At 63.2% G+C, this 21,539-nt stretch carries 20 protein-coding genes; 10 read left to right on the forward strand and 10 right to left on the reverse strand.

The window, feature by feature from the left end:
- Positions 1–104 precede the first annotated feature (104 nt).
- On the forward strand, positions 105–2,933 hold the full coding sequence (locus P4U43_RS00825; protein ID WP_277357028.1) for an FAD-binding and (Fe-S)-binding domain-containing protein: 2,829 nt from the start codon (positions 105–107) through the stop codon (positions 2,931–2,933).
- A 120-nt stretch (positions 2,934–3,053) separates the two neighbouring features.
- On the opposite strand, the gene P4U43_RS00830 is transcribed toward P4U43_RS00825, so the two are convergent.
- The 3 genes from P4U43_RS00830 to P4U43_RS00840 form a co-directional block, all read right to left on the reverse strand.
- A complete protein-coding gene (locus tag P4U43_RS00830; RefSeq protein WP_277357029.1) occupies positions 3,054–3,728 on the reverse strand; it encodes a haloacid dehalogenase type II in 675 nt (224 codons plus the stop codon).
- 143 nt (positions 3,729–3,871) lie between these two features.
- Positions 3,872–5,104 (reverse strand): glycerophosphodiester phosphodiesterase family protein, encoded by a 1,233-nt coding sequence (locus P4U43_RS00835; protein ID WP_277357030.1) that lies wholly within the window; start codon positions 5,102–5,104, stop codon positions 3,872–3,874.
- 137 nt (positions 5,105–5,241) lie between these two features.
- Positions 5,242–5,976 carry a glutamine amidotransferase gene (locus tag P4U43_RS00840; protein ID WP_277357031.1) on the reverse strand — a complete coding sequence of 245 codons (735 nt, stop codon included), beginning with the start codon at positions 5,974–5,976 and terminating at the stop codon, positions 5,242–5,244.
- Between the two features lie 135 nt (positions 5,977–6,111).
- On the opposite strand from P4U43_RS00840, the gene P4U43_RS00845 reads away from it, so the two are divergent.
- The 3 genes from P4U43_RS00845 (at position 6,112) to P4U43_RS00855 (ending at position 8,869) form a co-directional block, all read left to right on the forward strand.
- Positions 6,112–6,651 carry a hypothetical protein gene (locus P4U43_RS00845; protein WP_277357032.1) on the forward strand — a complete coding sequence of 180 codons (540 nt, stop codon included), beginning with the start codon at positions 6,112–6,114 and terminating at the stop codon, positions 6,649–6,651.
- A 158-nt stretch (positions 6,652–6,809) separates the two neighbouring features.
- Complete coding sequence (locus P4U43_RS00850; RefSeq protein ID WP_277357033.1) at positions 6,810–7,649, forward strand: glucose 1-dehydrogenase; 840 nt, start codon at positions 6,810–6,812, stop codon at positions 7,647–7,649.
- A gap of 155 nt (positions 7,650–7,804) precedes the next feature.
- The gene (locus P4U43_RS00855) at positions 7,805–8,869 is read left to right on the forward strand and encodes a spore photoproduct lyase family protein (RefSeq protein WP_277357034.1); all 1,065 of its coding nucleotides are present in this window, start codon (positions 7,805–7,807) and stop codon (positions 8,867–8,869) included.
- Positions 8,870–8,952: 83 nt separating this feature from the next.
- Here the strand turns inward: P4U43_RS00855 and P4U43_RS00860 are convergent, their stop codons facing one another.
- On the reverse strand, positions 8,953–9,288 hold the full coding sequence (locus tag P4U43_RS00860; RefSeq protein ID WP_277357035.1) for a hypothetical protein: 336 nt from the start codon (positions 9,286–9,288) through the stop codon (positions 8,953–8,955).
- Between the two features lie 185 nt (positions 9,289–9,473).
- Here P4U43_RS00860 and P4U43_RS00865 point away from each other — a divergent pair, with 185 nt between their 5' ends.
- Complete coding sequence (locus P4U43_RS00865; protein WP_277357036.1) at positions 9,474–9,983, forward strand: MarR family winged helix-turn-helix transcriptional regulator; 510 nt, start codon at positions 9,474–9,476, stop codon at positions 9,981–9,983.
- A 64-nt stretch (positions 9,984–10,047) separates the two neighbouring features.
- On the forward strand, positions 10,048–10,563 hold the full coding sequence (locus tag P4U43_RS00870) for a MarR family winged helix-turn-helix transcriptional regulator (RefSeq protein ID WP_277357037.1): 516 nt from the start codon (positions 10,048–10,050) through the stop codon (positions 10,561–10,563).
- A gap of 93 nt (positions 10,564–10,656) precedes the next feature.
- Here P4U43_RS00870 and P4U43_RS00875 read toward each other — a convergent pair whose 3' ends face one another.
- A complete protein-coding gene (locus tag P4U43_RS00875; protein ID WP_277357038.1) occupies positions 10,657–10,953 on the reverse strand; it encodes a hypothetical protein in 297 nt (98 codons plus the stop codon).
- Between the two features lie 85 nt (positions 10,954–11,038).
- Between P4U43_RS00875 and P4U43_RS00880 the strand changes: the two genes are divergently transcribed.
- Positions 11,039–12,373 carry a DUF2254 domain-containing protein gene (locus P4U43_RS00880; protein ID WP_277357039.1) on the forward strand — a complete coding sequence of 445 codons (1,335 nt, stop codon included), beginning with the start codon at positions 11,039–11,041 and terminating at the stop codon, positions 12,371–12,373.
- 60 nt (positions 12,374–12,433) lie between these two features.
- Here P4U43_RS00880 and P4U43_RS00885 read toward each other — a convergent pair whose 3' ends face one another.
- Together P4U43_RS00885 and P4U43_RS00890 are read right to left on the reverse strand one after the other, a co-directional pair.
- The gene (locus P4U43_RS00885) at positions 12,434–12,892 is read right to left on the reverse strand and encodes a DUF3817 domain-containing protein (protein ID WP_277357040.1); all 459 of its coding nucleotides are present in this window, start codon (positions 12,890–12,892) and stop codon (positions 12,434–12,436) included.
- A gap of 36 nt (positions 12,893–12,928) precedes the next feature.
- On the reverse strand, positions 12,929–13,855 hold the full coding sequence (locus tag P4U43_RS00890) for an EamA family transporter (protein WP_277357041.1): 927 nt from the start codon (positions 13,853–13,855) through the stop codon (positions 12,929–12,931).
- Positions 13,856–13,899: 44 nt separating this feature from the next.
- Between P4U43_RS00890 and P4U43_RS00895 the strand changes: the two genes are divergently transcribed.
- Entirely contained in the window at positions 13,900–14,388 is a 489-nt protein-coding gene (locus P4U43_RS00895) for a MarR family winged helix-turn-helix transcriptional regulator (protein WP_277357042.1), read from the forward strand.
- Here P4U43_RS00895 and P4U43_RS00900 read toward each other — a convergent pair.
- On the reverse strand, positions 14,385–14,912 hold the full coding sequence (locus tag P4U43_RS00900) for a DUF488 domain-containing protein (protein ID WP_277357043.1): 528 nt from the start codon (positions 14,910–14,912) through the stop codon (positions 14,385–14,387). The two genes, P4U43_RS00895 and P4U43_RS00900, sit on opposite strands and share 4 nt — an antisense overlap.
- Positions 14,913–14,950: 38 nt before the next feature.
- Between P4U43_RS00900 and P4U43_RS00905 the strand changes: the two genes are divergently transcribed.
- Positions 14,951–18,199, forward strand: coding sequence for a DEAD/DEAH box helicase (locus tag P4U43_RS00905; RefSeq protein ID WP_277357044.1), 3,249 nt, complete (start codon positions 14,951–14,953; stop codon positions 18,197–18,199).
- Positions 18,200–18,209: 10 nt separating this feature from the next.
- Here P4U43_RS00905 and P4U43_RS00910 read toward each other — a convergent pair whose 3' ends face one another.
- Complete coding sequence (locus P4U43_RS00910) at positions 18,210–20,858, reverse strand: excinuclease ABC subunit UvrA (RefSeq protein WP_404800673.1); 2,649 nt, start codon at positions 20,856–20,858, stop codon at positions 18,210–18,212.
- A gap of 103 nt (positions 20,859–20,961) precedes the next feature.
- Here P4U43_RS00910 and P4U43_RS00915 point away from each other — a divergent pair, with 103 nt between their 5' ends.
- Positions 20,962–21,264: a DUF4193 domain-containing protein gene (locus tag P4U43_RS00915; RefSeq protein ID WP_056550228.1), complete on the forward strand. Its 303-nt coding sequence runs from the start codon at positions 20,962–20,964 to the stop codon at positions 21,262–21,264.
- Between the two features lie 10 nt (positions 21,265–21,274).
- Here P4U43_RS00915 and P4U43_RS00920 read toward each other — a convergent pair whose 3' ends face one another.
- A complete protein-coding gene (locus P4U43_RS00920) occupies positions 21,275–21,532 on the reverse strand; it encodes a YegP family protein (RefSeq protein WP_277357045.1) in 258 nt (85 codons plus the stop codon).
- Positions 21,533–21,539: the final 7 nt, after the last annotated feature.

Here is a 21,539-nt window from a genome sequence, read left to right on the forward strand (position 1 = left end):
GTGAGAATGTGTTGCATACTCCTCCGCTGACCGGACCTAGTCTGGGCACGTGTGCAGCACGCTTCTACCGCTGCCGTCGTCGTCCATTGCCCAGGGAGGTAACCATGCTGACCGATTTCCTCGCCGCGGTCGCCGATCCGTCCCGGATCAGCGACCGGGCTATCGACCGGCACGCCAAGGCGCACGATGCATCGCACTTCCTGCTGATTCCAGAGGCGGTGGCAACGCCGTCGGACGCCGTCGAGGTCGGCAGGCTGCTCCGCGCCAGCGCCGCCGCGGGGATGCCGCTGACTCTACGTTCCGGCGGGACGAGCCTCAGCGGACAAGCGGTAAGCGACGGCCTGCTGGTCGACGTGCGGCGTAATTTCCGGAACATCGAAGTGCTCGACGACGGCGCACGGGTACGCGTGCAGCCCGGCGTCACGGTGCGGATGCTCAACAGCCACCTGCTGCGTTACGGACGCAAATTCGGGCCGGACCCGGCGAGCGAATCCGCGTGCACCATCGGCGGCGTCATTGCCAACAATTCCTCCGGGATGCACTGCGGCATAGTGGACAACGCCTACCGGACGCTGGAGTCCCTGACGGTTGTCCTGAGCAGTGGGACCGTGATCGACACAGCCGCGCCGGATGCTGACAAGCGCCTTTACGCGGCGGAGCCTGAGCTTCACGAGGGGCTCCGCCGGCTGGCCGCGCGCGTCCGGTCCGACGCCGCATCAGCCTCGACAGTGCGGCGGCAGTTCGCCATGAAGAACACCATGGGCTACGGGCTGAACTCGCTACTCGATTTCCAGCGTCCTGTGGACATCCTGGCGCACCTGATGGTCGGCAGTGAAGGAACGCTCGGTTTCGTGGCGGATGCGGTGTTCCGCACCGTACCTATCAGGGCGCATACGGCGACGGCACTGCTGGTCTTCCCTGATCTGGCGACCGCCAATTCCGCGCTGCCGGCGCTCGTGGAATCAGGCGCTGCGACAGCGGAATTAATGGATGCGCTGTCCCTTCGGGTCGGCCAGTCAATTCCTGACACTCCCCCGGCGGTACGCGGCCTGTCCGTCGAGGATCACGCGGCACTGCTCGTGGAATACTCGGCTGATTCTCCTGAACGTCTCACCGATGCGGTTGCCAAGGGCGCGGATGGCCTGAAGCCCTTCAGACTGACGATGCCGGCCACCTTCAGCACCGACCCTGTTGCACGGGCGGAACTGTGGCATCTGCGCAAGGGGCTGTACGCGTCTGTCGCCGGTGCCCGCCCTCCCGGCACGACCGCACTGCTCGAGGACATCGTGGTTCCGGTGCCTTCCCTTGCCCGTACGTGCGGCACGCTGTCCGAGCTGTTTGACCGCTACGGGTACCGCAACAGCGTGATTTTTGGGCACGCCAAGGACGGCAACATCCATTTCATGCTGACCGACGGGTTTGCTTCCGCCCCTGAACTGGACCGTTACCACGCCTTCACCGAGGACATGGTTGACCTGGTGCTGGCCGAAGGCGGGTCCCTCAAGGCAGAACACGGCACCGGCCGCGTCATGGCCCCATACGTCCGTCGCCAGTACGGCGACGCACTGTACGGGGTCATGCAGGACATTAAGGCGCTGTTCGACCCTTCCGGAATGCTCAATCCCGGCGTCATCATCAATGACGACCCGCAGGCACATCTGCGCCATATCAAGACGGCGCCCGCCGTGGCCGAGGAGGTAGACCGGTGCGTCTCGTGCGGCTACTGCGAACCGGTATGCCCCAGCAAGGACATCACCCTCACGCCGCGGCAGCGCATCGTGACCCTGCGGGCCATCGAGCAAGCCCGCATCGACGGGGATACGGCGCTGGTCGAAGCGCTGGAGAAGGACTACGACTACGAGTCGGTCCAGACGTGCGCGGTCGACGGAATGTGCCAGACCGCATGTCCGGTGGACATCAATACGGGCACCCTGGTCAAACGGCTTCGCCGCGAAAGCGCGAATCCGGTAGCGGCCAAAATCTGGGAGACGGCGGCAGGACACTGGGGGCCGGCAAGCCGCGGTGCGGCGGCTGCGCTCACGGTGGCAGACAGGATTCCGACGCCGGTGATCCGCGCTCCGAACGTGGCCGCCCGTGCCGTACTTGGCACGGATAACGTGCCCCTCTACTCACCGGACCTGCCCGCCGGTGGGCACTCCCGGCGTCGTCCGCGTCCGGCAACTGCGCCGGACGCGGTGTATTTCCCGGCGTGTGTGGGAACAATGTTCGGACCGGCAGAGCCCGGCGATGACGGCGTGCAGGCCAGCTTCGAACAGCTCTGCCGGTTTGCCGGGATCACTCTCCTGGTTCCGGCCGCCATCGACGGGATGTGCTGTGGAACCCCGTGGTCGTCGAAGGGCATGGTTGCCGGTGCCCACGCCATGCGCCGGCACGTCCTTGAGGAATTGCGTGAAGCCACCAACGACGGCGAGCTGCCCGTGATCGTCGACGCCGCCTCCTGCACGGAGGGGCTTCTGGCCACGCTGGAGGCTGAGGCGACGGCGGGAGGGCAACGGCCCCTACGAATCATCGACGCTGTGAAATTTACCGTCGATCGCATCCTGCCGCTGCTCGGCCCCTACCCAAAACTGGATTCACTGGCGCTTCATCCGACGTGCTCGTCTACACGGCTCGGTTTGAACGAGTCCCTGCAGCAGGTGGCTTCCGCGGTGGCGGAATCGGTTCGGGTACCGGCGACGTGGGGTTGCTGTGCCTTCGCCGGGGACCGCGGAATGCTCCACCCCGAGCTCACTGCCTCGGCGACGAGCGCACAGGCCGCAGAGGTCCGCGCGTTTGGGGCACGTGCACATGCCTCCTGCAACCGCACCTGCGAACTCGGCATGACGAGGGCTACCGAACGGAGCTACCACCACATTCTCGAGTTGCTGGCCGGGCAGGCGGGGAGAGGGGTAGACGGGAGGATAAGACGGTGAGTTGCGTCAGCGGCGCACCTCTTGATCAATTGCGGATGCGCGGGAGTACGGTCTTCTCTCAGACGGTGCAGGCACTGCTTTCATTGCATGGCCTGCAATGCATGCAACGTTTCGGAAGGACTATGTCGCCCGAATCGCCCCTGCGAGATCAAGGAGACTAACCACCTCCAGGTCCGGTGCGTCAAAGTACTCGGGATACGAGGTACCGGTCCGGTTGATCCAGGCGGTCCGGAGCCCTGCCCGATGAGCGCCATGAATATCCCAGGGATGCACGGCGACCAGCAGCATCTCCTGCGTCTGCCTGCCGAGTTCCATGGCTGCGTACTGGTAAGCGCTGTTCCCGGGCTTCCAGACGGGTGCGTCCGCGACGCTGAGGAGCCGCGCGAAGTGCCCGCGGATGCCGGCTCGCTCAAAAAGACCGTCCGCCACTGAAGTAGCACCGTTGCTCAAGGTGACCAGCTCCGCCTGGTGAGACAGGGCTTCAACGCCGGGCACGACGTCGTCGTGCACTGGCAGAGACGTCAGCGTAGTCATGATGTTTTCCACTGCGGCAGCGTGGTCTCCTCCGCCACGGGTGTCGGCGCACAGCCGCTCCAGGCTGTCTTTGGCGAGCTCGGCGAACCCGGGGTTGTCATTGGTGACGGTGAGCGCGAATCCGTCCCGAAGTATCCCGGCGAACCACACCCGGGCGGCCAGCGGCGGAAGCCCCTCTGCTTCGAATGCCTTCGCGAGGGGACTCAGGTCGGACAGGGTTTCGTTAACGTCGAAGACGATGGTCCGGGGCATTTCAGTCATGGTGGCAACGTTCGCAGACTTGCGCGAGCGGCGATACCCCGCCACCCGGCACGGGACCGGCCCACCCAGCTGAGCAACTGGATGGGCCGGAACCGCGTGTGCCCACCGGGTACATCAACCCGGTGGGCACACGCAGCAGAAAACTAGTTCGCGAAAACGTCCTGCAGGCGCGGGCCGATCCACAGGGCAACCGAGTCACCGCCGTTGTTCAGCACGGAAGCTCCGCCGCCGTTGTAGTAGGCCTCAGCTGAGTTGGTACCCGGACCCGCGTAGACACGCAGCTCGGCACCCGGAGCCAGGACGTAACCTTGACCGACGGTGAGGATGTTGTTCGCGGCATCGCGGATGATCGCGCCACTTACATCAACGCTCGCTGCCGACGTGTTGCGGAGCAGGACATACTCACCGTTCTCGGGCTGGACATCATCACCGGGCACGTTGTTGGCAGCATCCGCGATTTCAACGCCGGCTCCCGGGAACACAGGCTGACCCTGAAGGAAGCGCTGGTTCTGGATCGGGAAGTCAGTAGTCACCGCATCGACGCCAAGGTCGAGCGAATACTGCACAGCCTCAGGCGAGTTCACGGTGTACACACCGAGGATCAGACCGGCACCCTTGACGTCGGCAACGTTCTGTGGCGTCAGCGTGCGGTAGTTGGTGCCCACCGAATCGGCAAACGTTGCCCAGGAGTCGACGACAGCACGCGCAGGGACCACGCTGGTGAGCTGCTGCAACTCGATCTCCGGCGCAATCGCTGCGAAGCGGCGGTTTGAAGCCTCATCGAAACCGAGAACCTGGATCTTGTCCGCGGCTACCAGCTGAGTCCACTTGGGATCGTTGCGCAGTTCGTCGGCAACAACCTGCTCAACACCGGGCGAATTCACGGGAGCCTTGATCTCGATGTACACGCCCGTCTTCACGGTCGCGACCCTGGCGGCGTCGTCAAGGTGCGGGATGCGCTCACCCTCGTATTTTTCGTCGAAGTATGCCCCGGCATCGAGCTGCTGAAGTTCCGCCCAGGTGAAGGACGTGATGGGGTCGTTCTCGCGGCCCGGGAACACTTCTTCCACGTTCGTGGTGCGCGCAGGAGTGTTGTCGTGAAAGAGGAATGGCACGCCGTCGGCACTCAGCTGAACGTCGATCTCAAAGAAGTCAGCACCCGAAGCACGGCCGTCCTTGAACGCCGCGACAGTATTCTCCGGTGCCGTGCCGGCGGCTCCGCGGTGCCCGATGAGAATGGGAGCGTCGCTTGCCTTCTGTGCCGGCAGAGCGTGCGCCTTCTGTGCCGGCGCAGCGTGTGCGACGGCGGCGGGCGCGGTCGCGAGCATCAGACCGGCGGCTGTGGTCGCAATAATCCTGGTCAGGCGATAAGCCATAAGGTTCAGTTCCTTTCGGATGAGTGTGTGGGTGGTCCCCCTCATCCGATGCAACAGGCCGCCGAAGTCCACCCGGTCAACGCGGAATGAACGGCGGGTGAAAGCAAACATTCCACCCGCGTTGAGTTGGCAGTGGGTCAGCAGCGAGCGTAACGGCGCACGAAGTTGTTGAGGATCTTCGGCGGCCATGTGACAGACGCAGCCTCCGCACGCTCGATCACGGTCTCTGCCTGATCGGGCGGAAAGTAGCCCGCATGACGGTAGATCCGAATGCGTTCAACGAGTGCATCCACGTCGAGCTCGGGATGAAATTGCGTGGCGTAGAGGTTCTGCTGGACCCGGAACATCTGAACCGGACAGGACGACGACGACGCCAGCAGTACCGCGCCCGCCGGAAGCGTTGCGCACGCCTCCTTGTGCCCAACAAATGCATCGAAGCGAAGCGGAAGCCCGGCCAACAGCGGGTCCGCTGCGCCGTCGTCGTTCACTGTGATTTCGGTGGGACCAATGGGCTCAGCAAAGGTGCGGTCAATGACGGCGCCCTGGTGCCGCCCGAGCGTTCCCACGCCGTAGCAGGCACCAAGGAACGGAAAATCGTTTTCGGCCACGCCATCGAGCAGCTCACCAAGCTCCCGTTCCACCCGGTGCTGCGTCGGAGACTTGGTGTCCTCCGCATCAGACGAGTTGAAGGGACTTCCACCCAGGAAGATTCCCGAATAGTCCTCGAGGCGGAGGGCAGGCAGCGGCTCCTGCTCCACCCGGATGCGGTGAAGGTTCGACGGCGCCAGTCCAGTGAAACGGAGAAAGCTCCGGTATTCGCCTTCGGCAGCAGCATCCTCGGCACGGGTGGCCAATAGCAGGAACGGTAGCACCCGTCGATCCTACTGCCGGGCGAAATTTTCCACCCGATCACTCGCAAAATGCTAAGCATGCTGATAAACATTAAGGGAGCCGTTTTCCAAATATCCCCATCGGATTACGGCACACCCAAGTCTAAGGAGAGCATCATGGCAGGAAACACGCTTGTACGGTCCCTACACGATCTCAGTGCTGCGGCTTGGTTCGGCGGATCGCTCATGGGCGTCGTCGGCCTGAACGGCGCAGCGGCCGAAGCCAAGGACCCGACAGAACGCACCCGTCTTTCCACCGTTGGCTGGGCGCGCTGGACCCCGGTGCAGATCGCAGCGTTCGGCGCACACGCAGTTGGCGGCATCGGCCTCATCGCAGCGAACAAGGGACGGCTTGCCGGTCAATCCGGCGCTGTTGCCAATACCGTGGTGAAGTCAGCAATCACGGTGGTCGGCATGGCAGCATCCCTCTACTCGGGCATGCTCGGCAAGAAGGTGGGCGAACTGAGCCAGCACGGAGCTGCCGGCGCAACTGAGCCCAAGCCCGGAGCACCGGAGGAGCTGAAGAAAGCCCAGTCGCAGCTGAAAACACTCCAGTGGATCCTGCCCGCCCTCAGCGGCGCAGTGATTGTGCTTGGCGCCAACCAGGGTGAGCAGCAGCGTCCCAAGAACCTACTTGACGGCATCTTCAACCGCTGAGTACCCAGAAGCCCGGCCCGTCGTTTCCCCCAAACGGCGGGCCTCTTCGGTTAACCCCGAGGAAATTTTGTGCAGCTACGGCGGGTTCCGGCGCTGGAAAGCCACCGGAGCTGCGCAAAAGTTCCCATCGATAGACAACGAACAGTGGAGGAAAAATCATGGGCCAGCCAGCACAGCAGCAGGATGTACCGGGCGTTCAGTCGGCGATGGAACCCATCCCTGACTGCGGTGAGGAAAGCTATCGCGGCAGCGGCAAACTGACCGGCAAGGCAGCGGTCATCACCGGCGGTGACAGCGGGATCGGCCGCGCGGTGGCCATCGCTTTTGCGCGTGAAGGCGCCGACGTGCTGGTCTCCTACCTCAACGAGGACGAGGACGCAAGGGAAACAGCCCGCTACATCGAGGAAGCGGGCCGGAAAGCGGTCCTCGTTCCGGGCGAGCTGTCCGATTCACAGCATTGCCGCGACATCATCGACAGAGCCGTGCAGGAATTCGGCAAAGTGGACATCCTCGTCAGCAATGCCGCCTACCAGATGAGCCACCAGACCCTCGATGAGATCACCGAAGAGGAGTGGGAATACACCTTCAAGGTGAACGTCTCAGCGATGTTCCACCTCGTCAAGGCCGCCCTGCCACACATGGCTCCGGGTTCTTCGATCATCGGCAGCTCATCGGTGAACTCGGACATGCCGAGCCCCGCGTTGGCGCCCTACGCCGCAACCAAAGCAGCCATCGCCAACTTCTCAGCGAGCCTCGCGCAAATGCTCGGCGAAAAGGGAATCCGCGTCAACAGTGTCGCGCCCGGCCCCATCTGGACGCCGCTCATTCCCTCGACCATGCCCGAAGAAAAGGTCAAGCAGTTCGGCGACGACACTCCTCTGGGACGCGCCGGCCAGCCCGCCGAACTCGCTCCTGCCTATGTTCTCCTCGCGTCCGACGACGGTAGCTACATGTCAGGCGCCCGGATCGCCGTCACCGGCGGCCGGCCCATCCTGTAGCGCGGCCCTTACGGGTGGATCACCACTTCGGGTGAGCAGGACACTCCCTCAATGACTCTCCGAAAGGGGTGTGTCCTGACAACTCAACGCGAGGAGGATGGACGCCGTGGGCTTAACCGCCTGCGGCGTCCCGCGCGAGACGGAAGGATGGACGCATGGAATTCAACCGGCTGCTGCAGATCAAGCGCATCTATGCGCAGCCTGCCGCCCTGGAGTTGCCCCGCGGCAAGGAGATTGTGGAGCGGTGGCCGGAAGCCGACGTCGTGCTGGTGGACAACCACTGGAACATCCCGGAAGTCCACGGTGATGAAACAAACGTCCCGCGCTGGTCACGGATCAAGACCGAGGCGCTGGTCCTCGGCGTCAAGAAGGCGCTCACCGTCAAGCCGAACGGCAGGTCAGCAGACTTCATCGCTCCCTCAACCGCCAACGGTTGCGCCATGGCGTGCGCCTACTGCTACGTTCCCCGCCACAAGGGGTACAGCAACCCGGTGACGGTGTTCGCCAACATCGACCAGATCGCCGGCGCGCTTGAACGGCACGCCACGCGTCAGGGGATGAAGCTCGAACCTAACCAGTGTGATCCCGAGCTGTGGGTCTATGACATCGGGGAAAACAGCGATTGCTCCGTAGATGCCCTGATCAGCGACAACGTCAAGGACCTGGTCGAGCTCTTCCGTGACCTGCCCACCGCCAAGCTCTCGTTCGCCACCAAGTACGTCAATCCGGCAATGCTGAGTTGGGACCACGGCGGCCGCACCCGGATCCGCTTTTCCCTCATGCCCGCGGACCTCGCCAAGTCGATCGACGTTCGCACCTCACCCGTGGCAGAGCGGATGGCCGCGATCAACGATTTCGTTGACGCCGGGTACGAAGTCCACGTGAACTTCTCCCCCGTGATCATCACGGATACCTGGCTCCGCGACTGGGGGGACCTCCTCCGCCAACTCGATGCGACGCTCACCCCTGCAGCAAAGGCTCAGCTCGCAGCCGAAGTCATCTTCCTCACCCACAACGAGCGCCTGCACGAGGTCAACCTCGGGTGGCACCCGCAGGCCGAGAACGTGCTGTGGCGGCCAGACCTGCAGGAGTCGAAGGTCTCTTCCAACGGCTTTACCAACGTCCGTTACCGATCCGGCGCCAAGGGGCGCTACGTGCGGCAGCTGACCGAGCTCATCGAGGAGATAGCACCGTACTGCCGGGTTCGCTACGCGTTCTGATGATTTCTGGAGGGAAGCATTCCTGGAGGAGAGCATTCCTGACCGGACAGAGGCACCACCCGTGGGCCAGCGCCGCTCCGACTTCAGGCTTCGCTCTCACGAAGTTCCATACAGGGCGCCCAGAGCAGAGAGGTGATGTCTTCGTGCGTCATTCCCGCAGCCACGGCAATTGCGTCTACCGGACATCCCTCGGACGCGGCCCGCTCGATCGCCTCGGCAAGACCGGCTCGAGCACGATCCAGTTTCCACTCGAGCGACTCGACCACCCCGGCGGCGGCAATGACCCGTTCTGTACCTGAGGCGCTGTCGTCGAACGCCACGTCGATTTCGGACATCCACAGCTGGTCGCCCAAATCCAAGGCGTTACCAGCAGAACCCGAGACAAACTCCCCGGGGGACTCGTGAGCGATGGTGATCATCGGCGGCTCTCTATCAATAGGTGAAATAGTAACTAGCCTGACTAGTTATATATGACCTTAGCTTGACTGTCCATCACCAGAAACAGACCAAAAGCTGAGTCGCTCTTGAGGCGGTCTCGAAACCTTTCCCGACCTTGAGATTCGCTAGGTGGCCTAGCATATAGCTGAGCGATAAAATGATTGACATGGAGACCGCAATGAACCCCGACGGCGCAGGCTATTGGTACGCCGACCAGGACACCCCTGGCAGCGTTGACGTGCTCAACGCGCTCCGCGCGTACCGTGCCGCAGAAGCCGAGATGCGCCGTCGAACCCGTGATTCCATGAAGATGAATGAAACAGACCTTCTGGCTATCAGGTATGCCATGCGAGCCCACAAGGCCGGGCATTGCATCAGTCCCAAGGACCTCTCACGCATGCTGAAGATTTCGACGGCGTCCACCACCGGACTCGTTGACCGTCTCGTTGCGAGCGGACACCTGATCCGACGGCCACATCCTACCGACCGGCGTTCCGTCGAGATCATCCCGACCGGCAGTGCTGACACAGAAGTACGTGAAACCCTTGGCGGGATGCACAAGCGGATGCTTGAAGTTGCTGAATCACTGACCACCGAGGAGGCACTGCATGTCACGCGGTTTCTTGAACGCATGACCTGGGCTGTGGAACAAGAGGACCCGCCCCATCACCCCTGACACCAACAGAAGCACAACCAACCACAAGGATTCGTTGCACGGCGACCGGAAGAGACAACACATCATGGATATCGCGCAGTGGCCAACAAACCGACTTCTCAACACGGCTGCCCGGCTCAGCGCCAATCAGGAAAATGAGCGACTCCGTCAACTGGGAACCACCCACGCGGGACTCCTGACACTGCGCGTTCTCGGCAGAACCAGCGCCATCACGCAGGTGGAACTGGCGCGGGAACTTCGCGTTCAGGCACAGACCACCGGCAAACTTCTCGAAAGGCTTGAAACACGGGGCCTGATCCAACGCACCAGAAGCGACGACGATCGCCGTGTCTTCATCGTCAGCCTCAGCGCAGAGGGCAAGGCCGTGCTACAGCGGGCCCAGGCAATGGAGGACGAGGAAGCTCAGTCGTCGATGGGCTCAGACGCCGTCCTGCGGGCGGAACTGATTGCCCACATCCGGGATCTGGGGGGTTTCCCCCGCCTCGTAGGGCAAGGCCAGAACGAACACGCGGACTCCCGTGACCTGCCGCAGGACAAGTTCGCCGAGGAGCTCGCCGGACACGATCTGACCGCAGGCTAGGCGGCTGCCCCGCAGGCCAGGCGCAGGCTGAACGACTGCTCCGCAGGTCGAGCGCACGCTCACGAGGGTACGCGGCAGCTACGAGGCCAGGCGTCAGCTCGCGAGGAGTGTTTCGCAGCGCTCGGTCGTAGAGTGCAGGGTGCGCGCCTCGAACAATCGGGCGTCCAGCTCCTCAAGATCGCGCACCGCGGCAGAAATCAACCGCTGAACATGGTCAGGATCCCGGGAGGTCTCGCCCGCCCGCTGAACGTCCAGCAGCGTCCTCGCGAGCTGGACCCGCACCCGTTCCAGATCCCGGATCCGGCGGGCCGATTCCCTCAGTTCCTCGGCAATGCCGGGCCGATCATGGTCTCGCGCTGAGGATAGGGAACTCGTTGAAGATTGAAGCACCAGAGAATAATAAGCAGGCTTTCTTTTCTCACGCAAGTTGTCGCTCGGATATCAGCGACCCGTGCGGCATTGCTACTGTTCTCGAATGGAACGCAGCAGGTCAGTCTGGCGCAGTGCAACGAACCTGACCCCGCGCATGGTTCGCGACTACATCCGAACCCAGCTGTGGCCGGTCCCGCTCACCGCGGTCATCGTCTCAGTGGTGCTCGCACAGTATGTCACCTGGCTTGACCACCAGCTCGACGACGACATGCCGCCCGCACTGTCAGCGCTTCTCTTCGGCGGCGGCGCGGCGGCGGCGCGATCGCTCATGGAAGCGATAGCGGCGTCAACCATCACCGTGACATCCCTGACCTTCTCGCTGACGGTCGTCACACTGCAACTTGCCAGCAGCCAGTATTCGCCGCGCCTGCTGCGCACCTTCACCAGCGACAGGTTTGTCCACAACACTCTCGCGCTTTTCCTGGCGACCTTCGCTTATTCCCTGACTGTGCTGCGGACAATCCGGGATAACGACGAGGAATCCACCGGCTTCGTTCCGGAGATTGCCGTCACGCTGTCCTTCCTGCTGTCGCTGACCACCGTCATTGGACTGGTTCTGTTCCTTGGTCACCTCTCGCGCCAACTGCGGGTGGAACGAATGCTGGCGGACGTCCACGATGATCTATCGGCGACGATGGGCAGCGTCACGGGCGGATCTGCGACACCGCACATTGAGCTGGAGGCCCCTGCTGGAGCGCTGGATCTACCCGCCGGGTCATCGGGCTTCCTCGTGCAGGTCAATGAGGAGTCGCTGCTCAAGGTGGCCAGTCAGTTCGACGTGGTCATCGTCCTCCAGCGTCCGCCGGGAGACTTCCTCGTCGAGGGTGTGCCCTACGGATACGCAACACAACGGGAGGGCGGCGACTGGACCGAAGACCAAGCGCAACAGCTCAGGCAGGCGGTCGAGAACTGCGCCACCATCGGATTTGAACGCAACTCGGTTCAGGACATCGGCTTTCCGGTGCAGCAGATCCTCGACGTCGCGGTCCGAGCCATCTCCCCTAGCGTCAATGACCCTACGACGTGCGTGCACGCTTTGGGGCACCTCTCGGCAGGCCTGTCCTCGCTGGCCAGGGAAGACTCGGGACACCGGATGATGACTGACGGCGAGGGCAACGTGAGGGTCACCATCCGCAGGCGAACCTTGTCCATGCTGCTTGAACTGGTCGTGTCGCAGATCTGCACCTACGGCATGGATGACCCGCGCGTAGCGCGCCGCCTGATTGACCTGATCGATGAGACAGAACTCAACGCCTCAGGCCGGCATGGTGAGATTTTCGGCCAACAGCGACAGCGGATCGCGCGTGCCCTGTCCGGCAGCGGGCTCGACCCGGTGGATCAGCAGGAACTCCTCCAAAGATGCGCTACCGGCGCATGAAGAGGTAAGACTCGGTCAGCCCCGATGGATGCCCGGCCGGTCACCCCAAAAAAGACCTAATCAGCCCACAGGTACGGGCGGACCGGCGATCAACAGTGCCGCAAAGACCACGCTGACACCGATGATTCCCACCAGTGCGGCCGTAAGCGGGTTGCGCAGCACCCACGCCTGAAGGTTCTCAACTGCACCGGACGGCTGGTCCTTTCCGGCCGCAAGGCGCCATCCGCCGTCGAGCTTTCCCCGGCGCTCAAGCTGCCAGTCAAGAAGAACCGTGGCGAACGGAATGACACCGGCCAAAAGGCCCAGCGCCCCGGTGCCCGTGCTCCACCGCTGGTTGACCCAGACAAAGGTTGTGCTCACCAGGTACGTGAGGAAGATGAAACCGTGCAGTGCCCCGCCCACCGAAACCAGGATCTCAGTGGTTTCAGTAACGTACTTCAGATACATGCCCGCCAGAAGCAGTGCCCACGTGATCGCCTCCGCGACGGCAACGCTACGGAAGAGGGTACGAGGGCTCATGGATTCTCCTGGTCAAACGGGTGCGGTTCAACAAATCTAACGCAGCGGCGTCGGGATGCAGATTTCAGGCGACCGATCTACGGCAGGCAGCGCAACCGCCGGCTGCCTACCGGAGCGCCTGCGCACATTGACCGCCAGGATGGAACCCAGAACCAGCAACCCGCCAACTCCCTGCAGAAGGGACAGTTGCTCGCCCAAAACCAGCCACCCCAAAAGCGCTGCGACCACCGGGCTGAGCAGTCCGAGGAAGGAAGGAGCAGTAACCGGCAGCCGCTGAATACCGCGGAACCACAGCACGTAGGCCACAGCTGTTCCAAGGATCGAGAGGTACAGGTACCCGCCCAGGTTGGTCATCGTAAGCGCGGGCGGCTGCCCCTCGACGATGAGCATCAGCGGGACCAGCAGGAGCCCGCCGGCCACTAATTGCCACGCGGTCATGGTGAGCGGCTTCTCTGCCTTGCCCCACTTCTTGGCAAGCACGACGCCGGCAGCCATGGACACCGCCCCGCCCAGTGCGGCGAGCACACCCACCGTATCGAGTCGCGCTTGCGATGACAGAACCAGAAGCGCGACGCCGGCAGCACCGGTAATCCCCGCCAGCACCACTTTGAGCGACAGCCGATCCTTGAGGACCCACGTTGCCAGTCCCGCCACAATGAGCGGCTGAACAGCGCCTACGGTCGCCGCCACTCCCCCGGGCAGCCGGTACGCCGCCACGAAGAGCAACGCAAAGAAGACCCCGATGTTGAGGCCGCCAAGCACCAGCGCCTTCCACCACCATGAGCCGTGTGGCAACCGCCGCACCACCAGGAGAAGCAGGAGACCGGCAGGGAGTGCGCGAAGCACCCCGGCAGTCAGCGGAAGCCCCGGCGGCAGCAAGGCCTCGGTCACCAGATAGGTGCTACCCCAGACCATCGGCGCAAGGGCGGTTATCAACAGGGTCCAACTCATTTTGCTAAGCACTTAGCAATAGTAGCTAAGTGCTTAGCAAACTTTAGAGTGGATCCATGACTGACCACGTGGACGGGATTGTGCAGCAGTGGCATCGCGAGCGGCCCGAGCTCGAAGTCTCCCCCATGCACGTACTGGGCCGGCTCTCCCGGGTGGCGCAACAGGCGGAACGCCGGCTTGAGGGAAACTTCTCGCGGCACGGGCTGGATGCCGGGTCTTTTGACGTGCTCGCCACCCTGCGGAGGAACGGACCCCCCTACACACTTAGCCCGAAAGACCTCGCTGCGAGCGCCATGATCACCTCAAGCGCCGTCGCACAGCGCCTGAACCGGCTGGAAGACCGCGGACTGATTACCCGCGCCAAAAGCAGCGTTGACCGGCGCGGAACCGAAGTAACGCTGACGCAACAGGGGAAGGACCTGGTCGATGCAACCCTCCCTACCCACTTGGCCGCTGAGGAGGAACTGCTCGCGGGCCTCTCCGCCAGCGAGCGCCACGCACTTGCAGACCTGCTGAGGAAGTTCGGTGCCGGGCTGGTCGACTAGTCCTGCACATCCCAGTACACGGCACTGTCAGAAACTCGGGCGCCTGCGGACGGTTCATGCAGCGTCAACCGGCCATCAGGCATGAGGTGATGCACTTCGAAGCCATGCAGCATCACCAGCACGTCCGCAACAATGCGCCGATGGCAACGCCACCAGACACTCTCGCTGCACATGATCGCGGTGGAGGCCTGTGCAGCGACCGCCCGCAGCTCCGCCAGCGCGGCCGCGAATTCGTCCGTGCGGGTGTAGGCGGCATAGGCGCGGAACTGCGCCACCCGCCACCACGTGTCAGTTTCCGGCTCCCCCGCAGCATTGCGCCGGCGCCCGCCCAGATCCTCGAACCACCGGTAATCGATTCCTTCGGACGGCAACCACTCCTCGAGCGCTTCCTTCCGGGTGTCGAGGTTCCGGCGGCTGCCCGGAAAGCGACGCACATCCGCCAGGGTCTGCACCTGGGCTCCCTGAAGCAGTGCGCCGAACTGATCCCGGTCCGCTGTTCCGTGCCCCACAGTAAGTAGCCGCATGACACCAGTCTGTCAGGGCCACATGAGAGCATAAATTCATGCCCGAAACCCCATATCCCATGATCGATGTCGCTGACATCATCCGCATGGTGGGTGGCGCCGCGTTTCAGCGTGGGCAGGGGTATGCCAAGGATTCCCTGGTGCAGGGGCTGACCTTCGAACCGGACTCCAGGACGGTCCACGCGCGCGTCATGGGAAGCTCGCCTGCGCCATACCGCACGCAACTGTATCTGGCGCAGAAGGGTGACGGCCGCTTCCACCTCCGGGACAGCGTGTGCTCCTGCCCGGTGGGGTTGGACTGCAAGCATGTTGCCGCCGTCGCACTTCGTTCCAACATGGAGAATCTTCGCGCCAATCAGGAGCTGACGGCGCCGTCGTCGCCCGCCCGCCCCGCCGGGTGGCAGGAATCCCTGTCCGGCCTCCTTTCAAGCCACCAGCACGACGACGGAGCCCTCGCCACCGTCCAGCCCACCGTTCTGGGCCTGCAGTTTGAACTGCGCCCCACCACGGTGTCCAAGTGGGAGAAGCGCCATGCCTACCGCGGTTTCAAGCTCGGCGTCCGCCCAGTGATCCGGAACGCCAAGGGCAACTGGGTGAAGAACAATCTCGCGTGGGGAAACATCAGCTACCAGACGTACGGGCTGAAGCTGGATCCCGATCAGCACCGCTGGTTCGCCCAGTTTCCGGCGCTGCACCGCGGGACCGGCGTCACCTACTTCGGGAACAATGACTCCTGGCTGTACCTGGATGACTTCAGCAACCCGCTCCTGTGGCAGCTGCTGCAGGAGGCTCAACGGTTGGGGATCGCCTTCGTCGGTTCGAAGAAGAGCGTCACGGTCCACCTGGCTTCCGAGGCGGTCCTGCTCCTCGATGCCACCACCACGGACAACGCCATCCAGCTCTGCCCGGCCATCAATATCGACGGCGAGAACCACCCGCCGGACTCGGCACACGTCATTGCCGATCACGGCGTCTACACGGCCTCCGAGAACGGCACCATCACTCTGGCGCCCACCACGCGCAAGCTGACCGATCACAACCGGGAACTCCTCGAGCGCACCAAGCCGGTGCGCATCCCGGAGAGCGAGAAGCAGGAGTTCCTGTCAGGCTTTTACCCGCGGCTCATCCAGTCCATCGATGTGGTGAGCAGCGACGGCTCGGTCATCTTCCCGGAAATCCTTCCCCCCGTGCTGGTTCTCACTGCTGCCTTCGGTGAGGATGAGCTGCAGCTCTCCTGGGACTGGGCCTACCAGAGCGGTGATACTGAGACCCGCAAACCCCTCAAAAGCAAGGACGACGACGGCGGGTACCGAGACGCCGCAACCGAAACCGCCACGCTCGCAGCGGCTCGGGACGCCCTCGGCGGTCGCATGGTGAAGGACCGCGTATTCACCGGCATGGAGGTGGTGGACTTCACGGAGACCGCCCTGCCGCGGCTGGAGCGGCTGGACGCAGTGCGCGTGGACATTCTCGGCAGCAAACCGAAGTTTGAGGAGCTCACCGACACACCGCAGCTTCTCATCACCACCGTGGATACCGAGGACCGCGACTGGTTTGACCTGGGCGTATTGGTCACCGTACAGGGCCGGAAGATCCCGTTCGACCACATCTTCACCGCCCTCGCCAAGGGCAGCAACCGGATCAAGCTGGTAGACAACAGCTACCTGTCCCTGAACCAGCCCATCTTCGACCAGCTTCGCGAACTCATCGATGAGGCACGGATGCTCAACGAGTGGGAGACCGGGCTGCGGATCAGCCGCTATCAGGCGGGTCTGTGGGCTGAATTCGAGGACCTTGCTGAGGAAACGGAACAGGCACAGTCATGGCGTGCAGCCGTCAATGGCCTACTCGAGTTGACCGAGGTTGAGCAGACACCACTACCGGAGGGGCTTCACGCAACCTTGCGCCCCTATCAGGTGGACGGCTTCAACTGGCTCGCGTTCCTGTGGTCGCACGGCCTGGGCGGTGTGTTGGCAGATGACATGGGTCTCGGCAAGACCCTCCAGACGCTGGCGTTGCTGGTCCACGCGAAGGATCAGGGCGAGAAACGGCCCTTCCTCGTGGTGGCGCCCACCTCGGTGGTGCCGAACTGGATTGCTGAGGCGCAGCGCTTCGCGCCCGGTCTTGCTGTGCGGGGTATCGGTGACACGCAGGCCAAGAGCGGAACGCCGGTGTCCGAGCAGGTGGAGGGCGCCGACGTCGTTATCACGTCCTATGCACTCTTCCGGCTGGACAATGACGCGTACGGGAAGCAGGAGTGGGCAGGTCTCATCCTGGACGAGGCGCAGTTCGTGAAGAATCATGCGGCGAAGGTGCACCGGTGCGCCAAGGAACTTCGCGCACCCTTCAAGCTGGCCATCACCGGCACTCCCATGGAGAACAACCTGATGGAGCTGTGGGCGATGTTCAATATCACCGCTCCGGGGTTGTTCCCGTCCTCGCGTGCTTTCACGGAGGAGTACCGGACCCCCATCGAGAAGCAGGGCAGTACGGAGCGGCTGCAGCGGCTGCGGCGCCGGATCCGGCCGCTGATGATGCGGCGAACCAAGGAGGCCGTCGCGTCAGACCTCCCGCCCAAACAGGAGCAGGTGCTCGCGGTGGAACTGCACCCGCGGCACCGCAAGATCTACCAGACGCACCTCCAGCGGGAACGGCAGAAGCTGCTCGGCCTGATCGAGGACCTGGACCGGAACCGGATGATCGTGTTCCGTTCACTGACCCTGTTGCGGATGCTCAGCCTCGATGCGTCTCTGGTTGAGCCGGAGTATGAGGGTGTGCCGTCAGCAAAGCTGGACGTCTTGTTTGAACAGTTGGAGGACGTTCTCGCAGAGGGACACCGCGCTCTGGTATTCAGCCAGTTCACGTCCTACCTCAAGCTGGCGGCAGCGCGCCTGGAAGCCCAGGGCGTCGAGTTCGCCTATCTGGACGGCTCCACCCGGAAGCGCGGAGACGTCATCGACTCCTTCAAGAACGGCACCGCACCGGTGTTCCTGATCAGCCTCAAGGCAGGCGGCTTCGGGCTGAACCTGACCGAAGCTGACTACTGCTTCCTGCTGGATCCGTGGTGGAACCCGGCCAGCGAAGCGCAGGCGGTGGACCGGACGCACCGCATCGGCCAGACGAAGAACGTCATGGTCTACCGGATGGTCTCAACGGACACCATCGAGGAGAAGGTCATGAAGCTGAAGGAGCAGAAGGCCAAGCTGTTCAGCTCAGTCATGGATGATGACGCCGTCTTCAGTTCAGCGCTGACGGCGGATGACATCAGGGAACTGTTGGCCGGGTAAGCGCTGGAGGTCAGGAGTGCAGGGTAGCAGCGAGATACGAGGCGGTCCGGCTGTCCTGTGATGCCGACACCGCAGCGGGAGTGCCGACGGCAGTGATCTTTCCGCCGCCGTCGCCACCGGCGGGTCCAAGATCGATGACCCAGTCAGCGGAGGCGACAACATCCATGGTGTGCTCGACCAAAATCACTGTGTTGCCGGCGTCGACCAGCCCGTGCAGTTGCGTCATCAGCAGACGGACATCTGCGGGATGCAATCCGGTGGTGGGCTCATCCAGCAGGTACAGCGTGTGACCGCGCTGGGCACGCTGCATTTCCGTGGCCAGCTTGATGCGCTGGGCCTCTCCGCCGGACAGCTCGGTGGCGGGTTGACCCAGCCTAAGGTAGCCCAATCCCACTTCCAGCAAGGTTCGAAGGCTCCGGGCCGCTGAGGGTACGTCGGCCAGGAATTCAGCGGCAGCGGTAACCGTCATTCCCAGCACCTCGGCGACGTTCCGGCCGCGGTAGGTGACCTCAAGAGTTTCGGGATTGAACCGGGAACCATCGCACTCTGGGCACGGCCCGTAACTGCCGGGCAGGAACAACAGCTCCACGGCCACGAACCCTTCGCCCTGGCAGACCTCGCACCGGCCGCCTGCCACATTGAAGGAGAAGCGTCCGGCGCCGTAGCCACGGGATCGGGCCTCGTCGGTGGCGGCGAATTCCTTCCGCACGGCGTCAAAGAGCCCGGTGTAGGTTGCGAGGTTGGAGCGCGGAGTCCGGCCGATCGGCTTCTGATCAACCGTCACGAGCCGGTCGAGGTGGTTCCGTCCGGACGGCGAGTCGACTGTCAGCGACCCTGTGCGGGCGGCAGCAGGGCCATTTTCGCCCGTGTCCGACGATTCCGTTGTCCCACCGTGCGGATCTGCACCGTGCGGAATTTCACCGTGTGGAATTTCACCGTGTGGACGCAGCCGTTCCTTGACGAGCTCGGCGAGGACCTGACTGACCAGGGTCGATTTGCCGGAGCCGGAAACACCGGTGACCGCAGTAAGTACTCCGAGTGGGAAGTCCACGTCGAGGTTGCGCAGGTTGTGCCGGGTGATGTTCCTCAGCCCGAGCCAACCTGTTGCCTCCCTGCTTGCACCTTGGCCAGCGGTTGCGCCGTCGTGATCGTGACCGGCTGAAGCGACGTCGCCCGTCCCGTCAGGGTGCCCACGGAAGAGGAACGGCCTGGTTACAGACGCTGCAACGTCTCGAAGCCCGTCGACCGGCCCGCTGTAGAGCACTTCACCGCCGCCCTCGCCGGCGTTGGGTCCGACATCCACAACCCAGTCAGCACGGCGCACCACGTCCATATTGTGCTCCACGACGAAGACTGAGTTGCCGGAAACCCTGAGCTGGTCCAGCACGGCCAGCAGGGGTTCGGCGTCCGCTGGGTGTAGCCCGGCCGACGGCTCGTCGAGCACGTAGATCACACCGAACAGTCCGGACCGGAGTTGGGTGGCGATCCGGAGTCTCTGCATTTCCCCCGGAGAAAGCGTCGGAGTGGATCGACCGAGCGCAAGATAACCCAGACCCAAATCCAGAAGGACGGTGATCCGTTGCAGCAGATCCTGGGTGAGTGCGACGGCCACCTCGTTGGTTTCGCCTGAGGACCGCCTGCGCGAGGCCGTTCCCGCCGAGGTCAGCTCGGTGGTGGGACGGATGATGCCGGCCAGTTCGCTCAACGGAACCGCGTTGAGCTCGGCGATGGTCTTCCCGGCGAACGTCACGGCGAGGGCATCGGGCCTGAGGCCGCTGCCTCCGCAACGCGTGCACGGTCCGGTGTGCATGAACTGCAGAACACGGTTACGCATGGTGGTGCTCTGCGAATCGGCCAGAGTGTGCAGGACGTAGCTGCGGGCGCTCCAGAACTTTCCCTTGTACGGCTTTGCTACGCGGTCCCGCTCCGGGGTCACTTCGACCACGGGCTGCTCTTCCGTGAAAAGGATCCAGTCGCGGTCCTTTTTCGGCAGCTTCTGCCAGGAAGTTTCGACGTCGTAGCCGAGGTGGGTGAGGATGTCACGCAGATTCTTGCCCTGCCAGGCGCCCGGCCAGGCAGCGATGGCTCCGTCACGGATGCTGAGCGAGGGATCCGGCACCAGCGAATCCTCGCTGACGGTGTGCGCTATGCCGAGGCCATGACATTCCGGGCAGGCTCCGGCAGCGGTGTTCGGAGAAAACGCATCCGAATCAAGTTGCTCCGCGCCGGCAGGGTAACTGCCTGCCCGTGAGAAAAGCATGCGTACAGAGTTGGACAGGGTCGTTACTGTGCCAACGGAGGACCGGCTGCTCTGGGCGCCCCGGCGCTGTTGAAGTGCAACCGCGGGAGGCAGCCCGGTGATCTGTTCCACTTTGGGGTTGTGGCCCTGCTGAATGAGCCGGCGGGCATACGGCGCCACGGACTCGAAATAACGTCTCTGGGCTTCGGCGTATATAGTACCGAAGGCCAGGGAAGACTTGCCTGAGCCGGACACCCCGGTGAAAGCAACGATCGCATCGCGGGGAACGTCCACGTTCACGGCGCGCAGATTGTTTTCGCGGGCGCCGCGCACCCGGACAAAGCCATCCGTGGGACGGGTAGGGTCCGGCGTCAGTAGCATCTGGTCGGGAAGTTTGGAGGCGTGCTGTTCACTTTGCATTGATTCGACACTATCGCTGGATCGTGGGAACAAAGGCACGCACATATGTGTTGCAAGATTGCTGTAGTAACAACCGCTAACGCCAGAGAGAAGAACATCCAAAGTGGCAACCGATTACGACGAAGTCCGTTCCGACGTCAAGGAATCTCAGGACCGGTCGCTGGAGGCACTGCAAGCCGCCAACGCCCCCGATGCGAAGAGAGTCGTAACTGAGCTGGACGAGTCCGATTCCCTTGATGAAGGACATACGCCCGGCGGGGAAATCGTCTCCGAAGAGCTGATCGTTCAGGTGGTCCCTCAGGGTGAGGACGAGTTCACGTGCTACTCCTGTTTCTTGGTCCGGCACCGGTCTCAGAAAGCACGGGAAAGCAACGGGCACACCTACTGCGTCGAGTGTGAAGGCTAGGAGCGAACCTTCAGGCCGAAAGGCGCGGCTTCGCTACGGCATGGGTGGATTGCTCCCTGGCAGCGTGACCGTGGGCAGACTGCTCCCTGCGGGTGTGGTCCATCACGGGACCGGTACCGGCGATTTCACGGATGACGTCGATGCCCTCGATGGCAGCCTGTTTGGTGGGGAAGTACGCGGAGACAGCAACCAGGGTGCCGTCACCGGCCATGAGTTTGAGCCGGTACCCATGATCATGGGCGTCAACCAGCTTGAAATATCCAGACACGCTCTTA

The organism is Arthrobacter vasquezii (assembly GCF_029455255.1).
Taxonomy (GTDB): domain Bacteria; phylum Actinomycetota; class Actinomycetes; order Actinomycetales; family Micrococcaceae; genus Arthrobacter_D; species Arthrobacter_D parietis.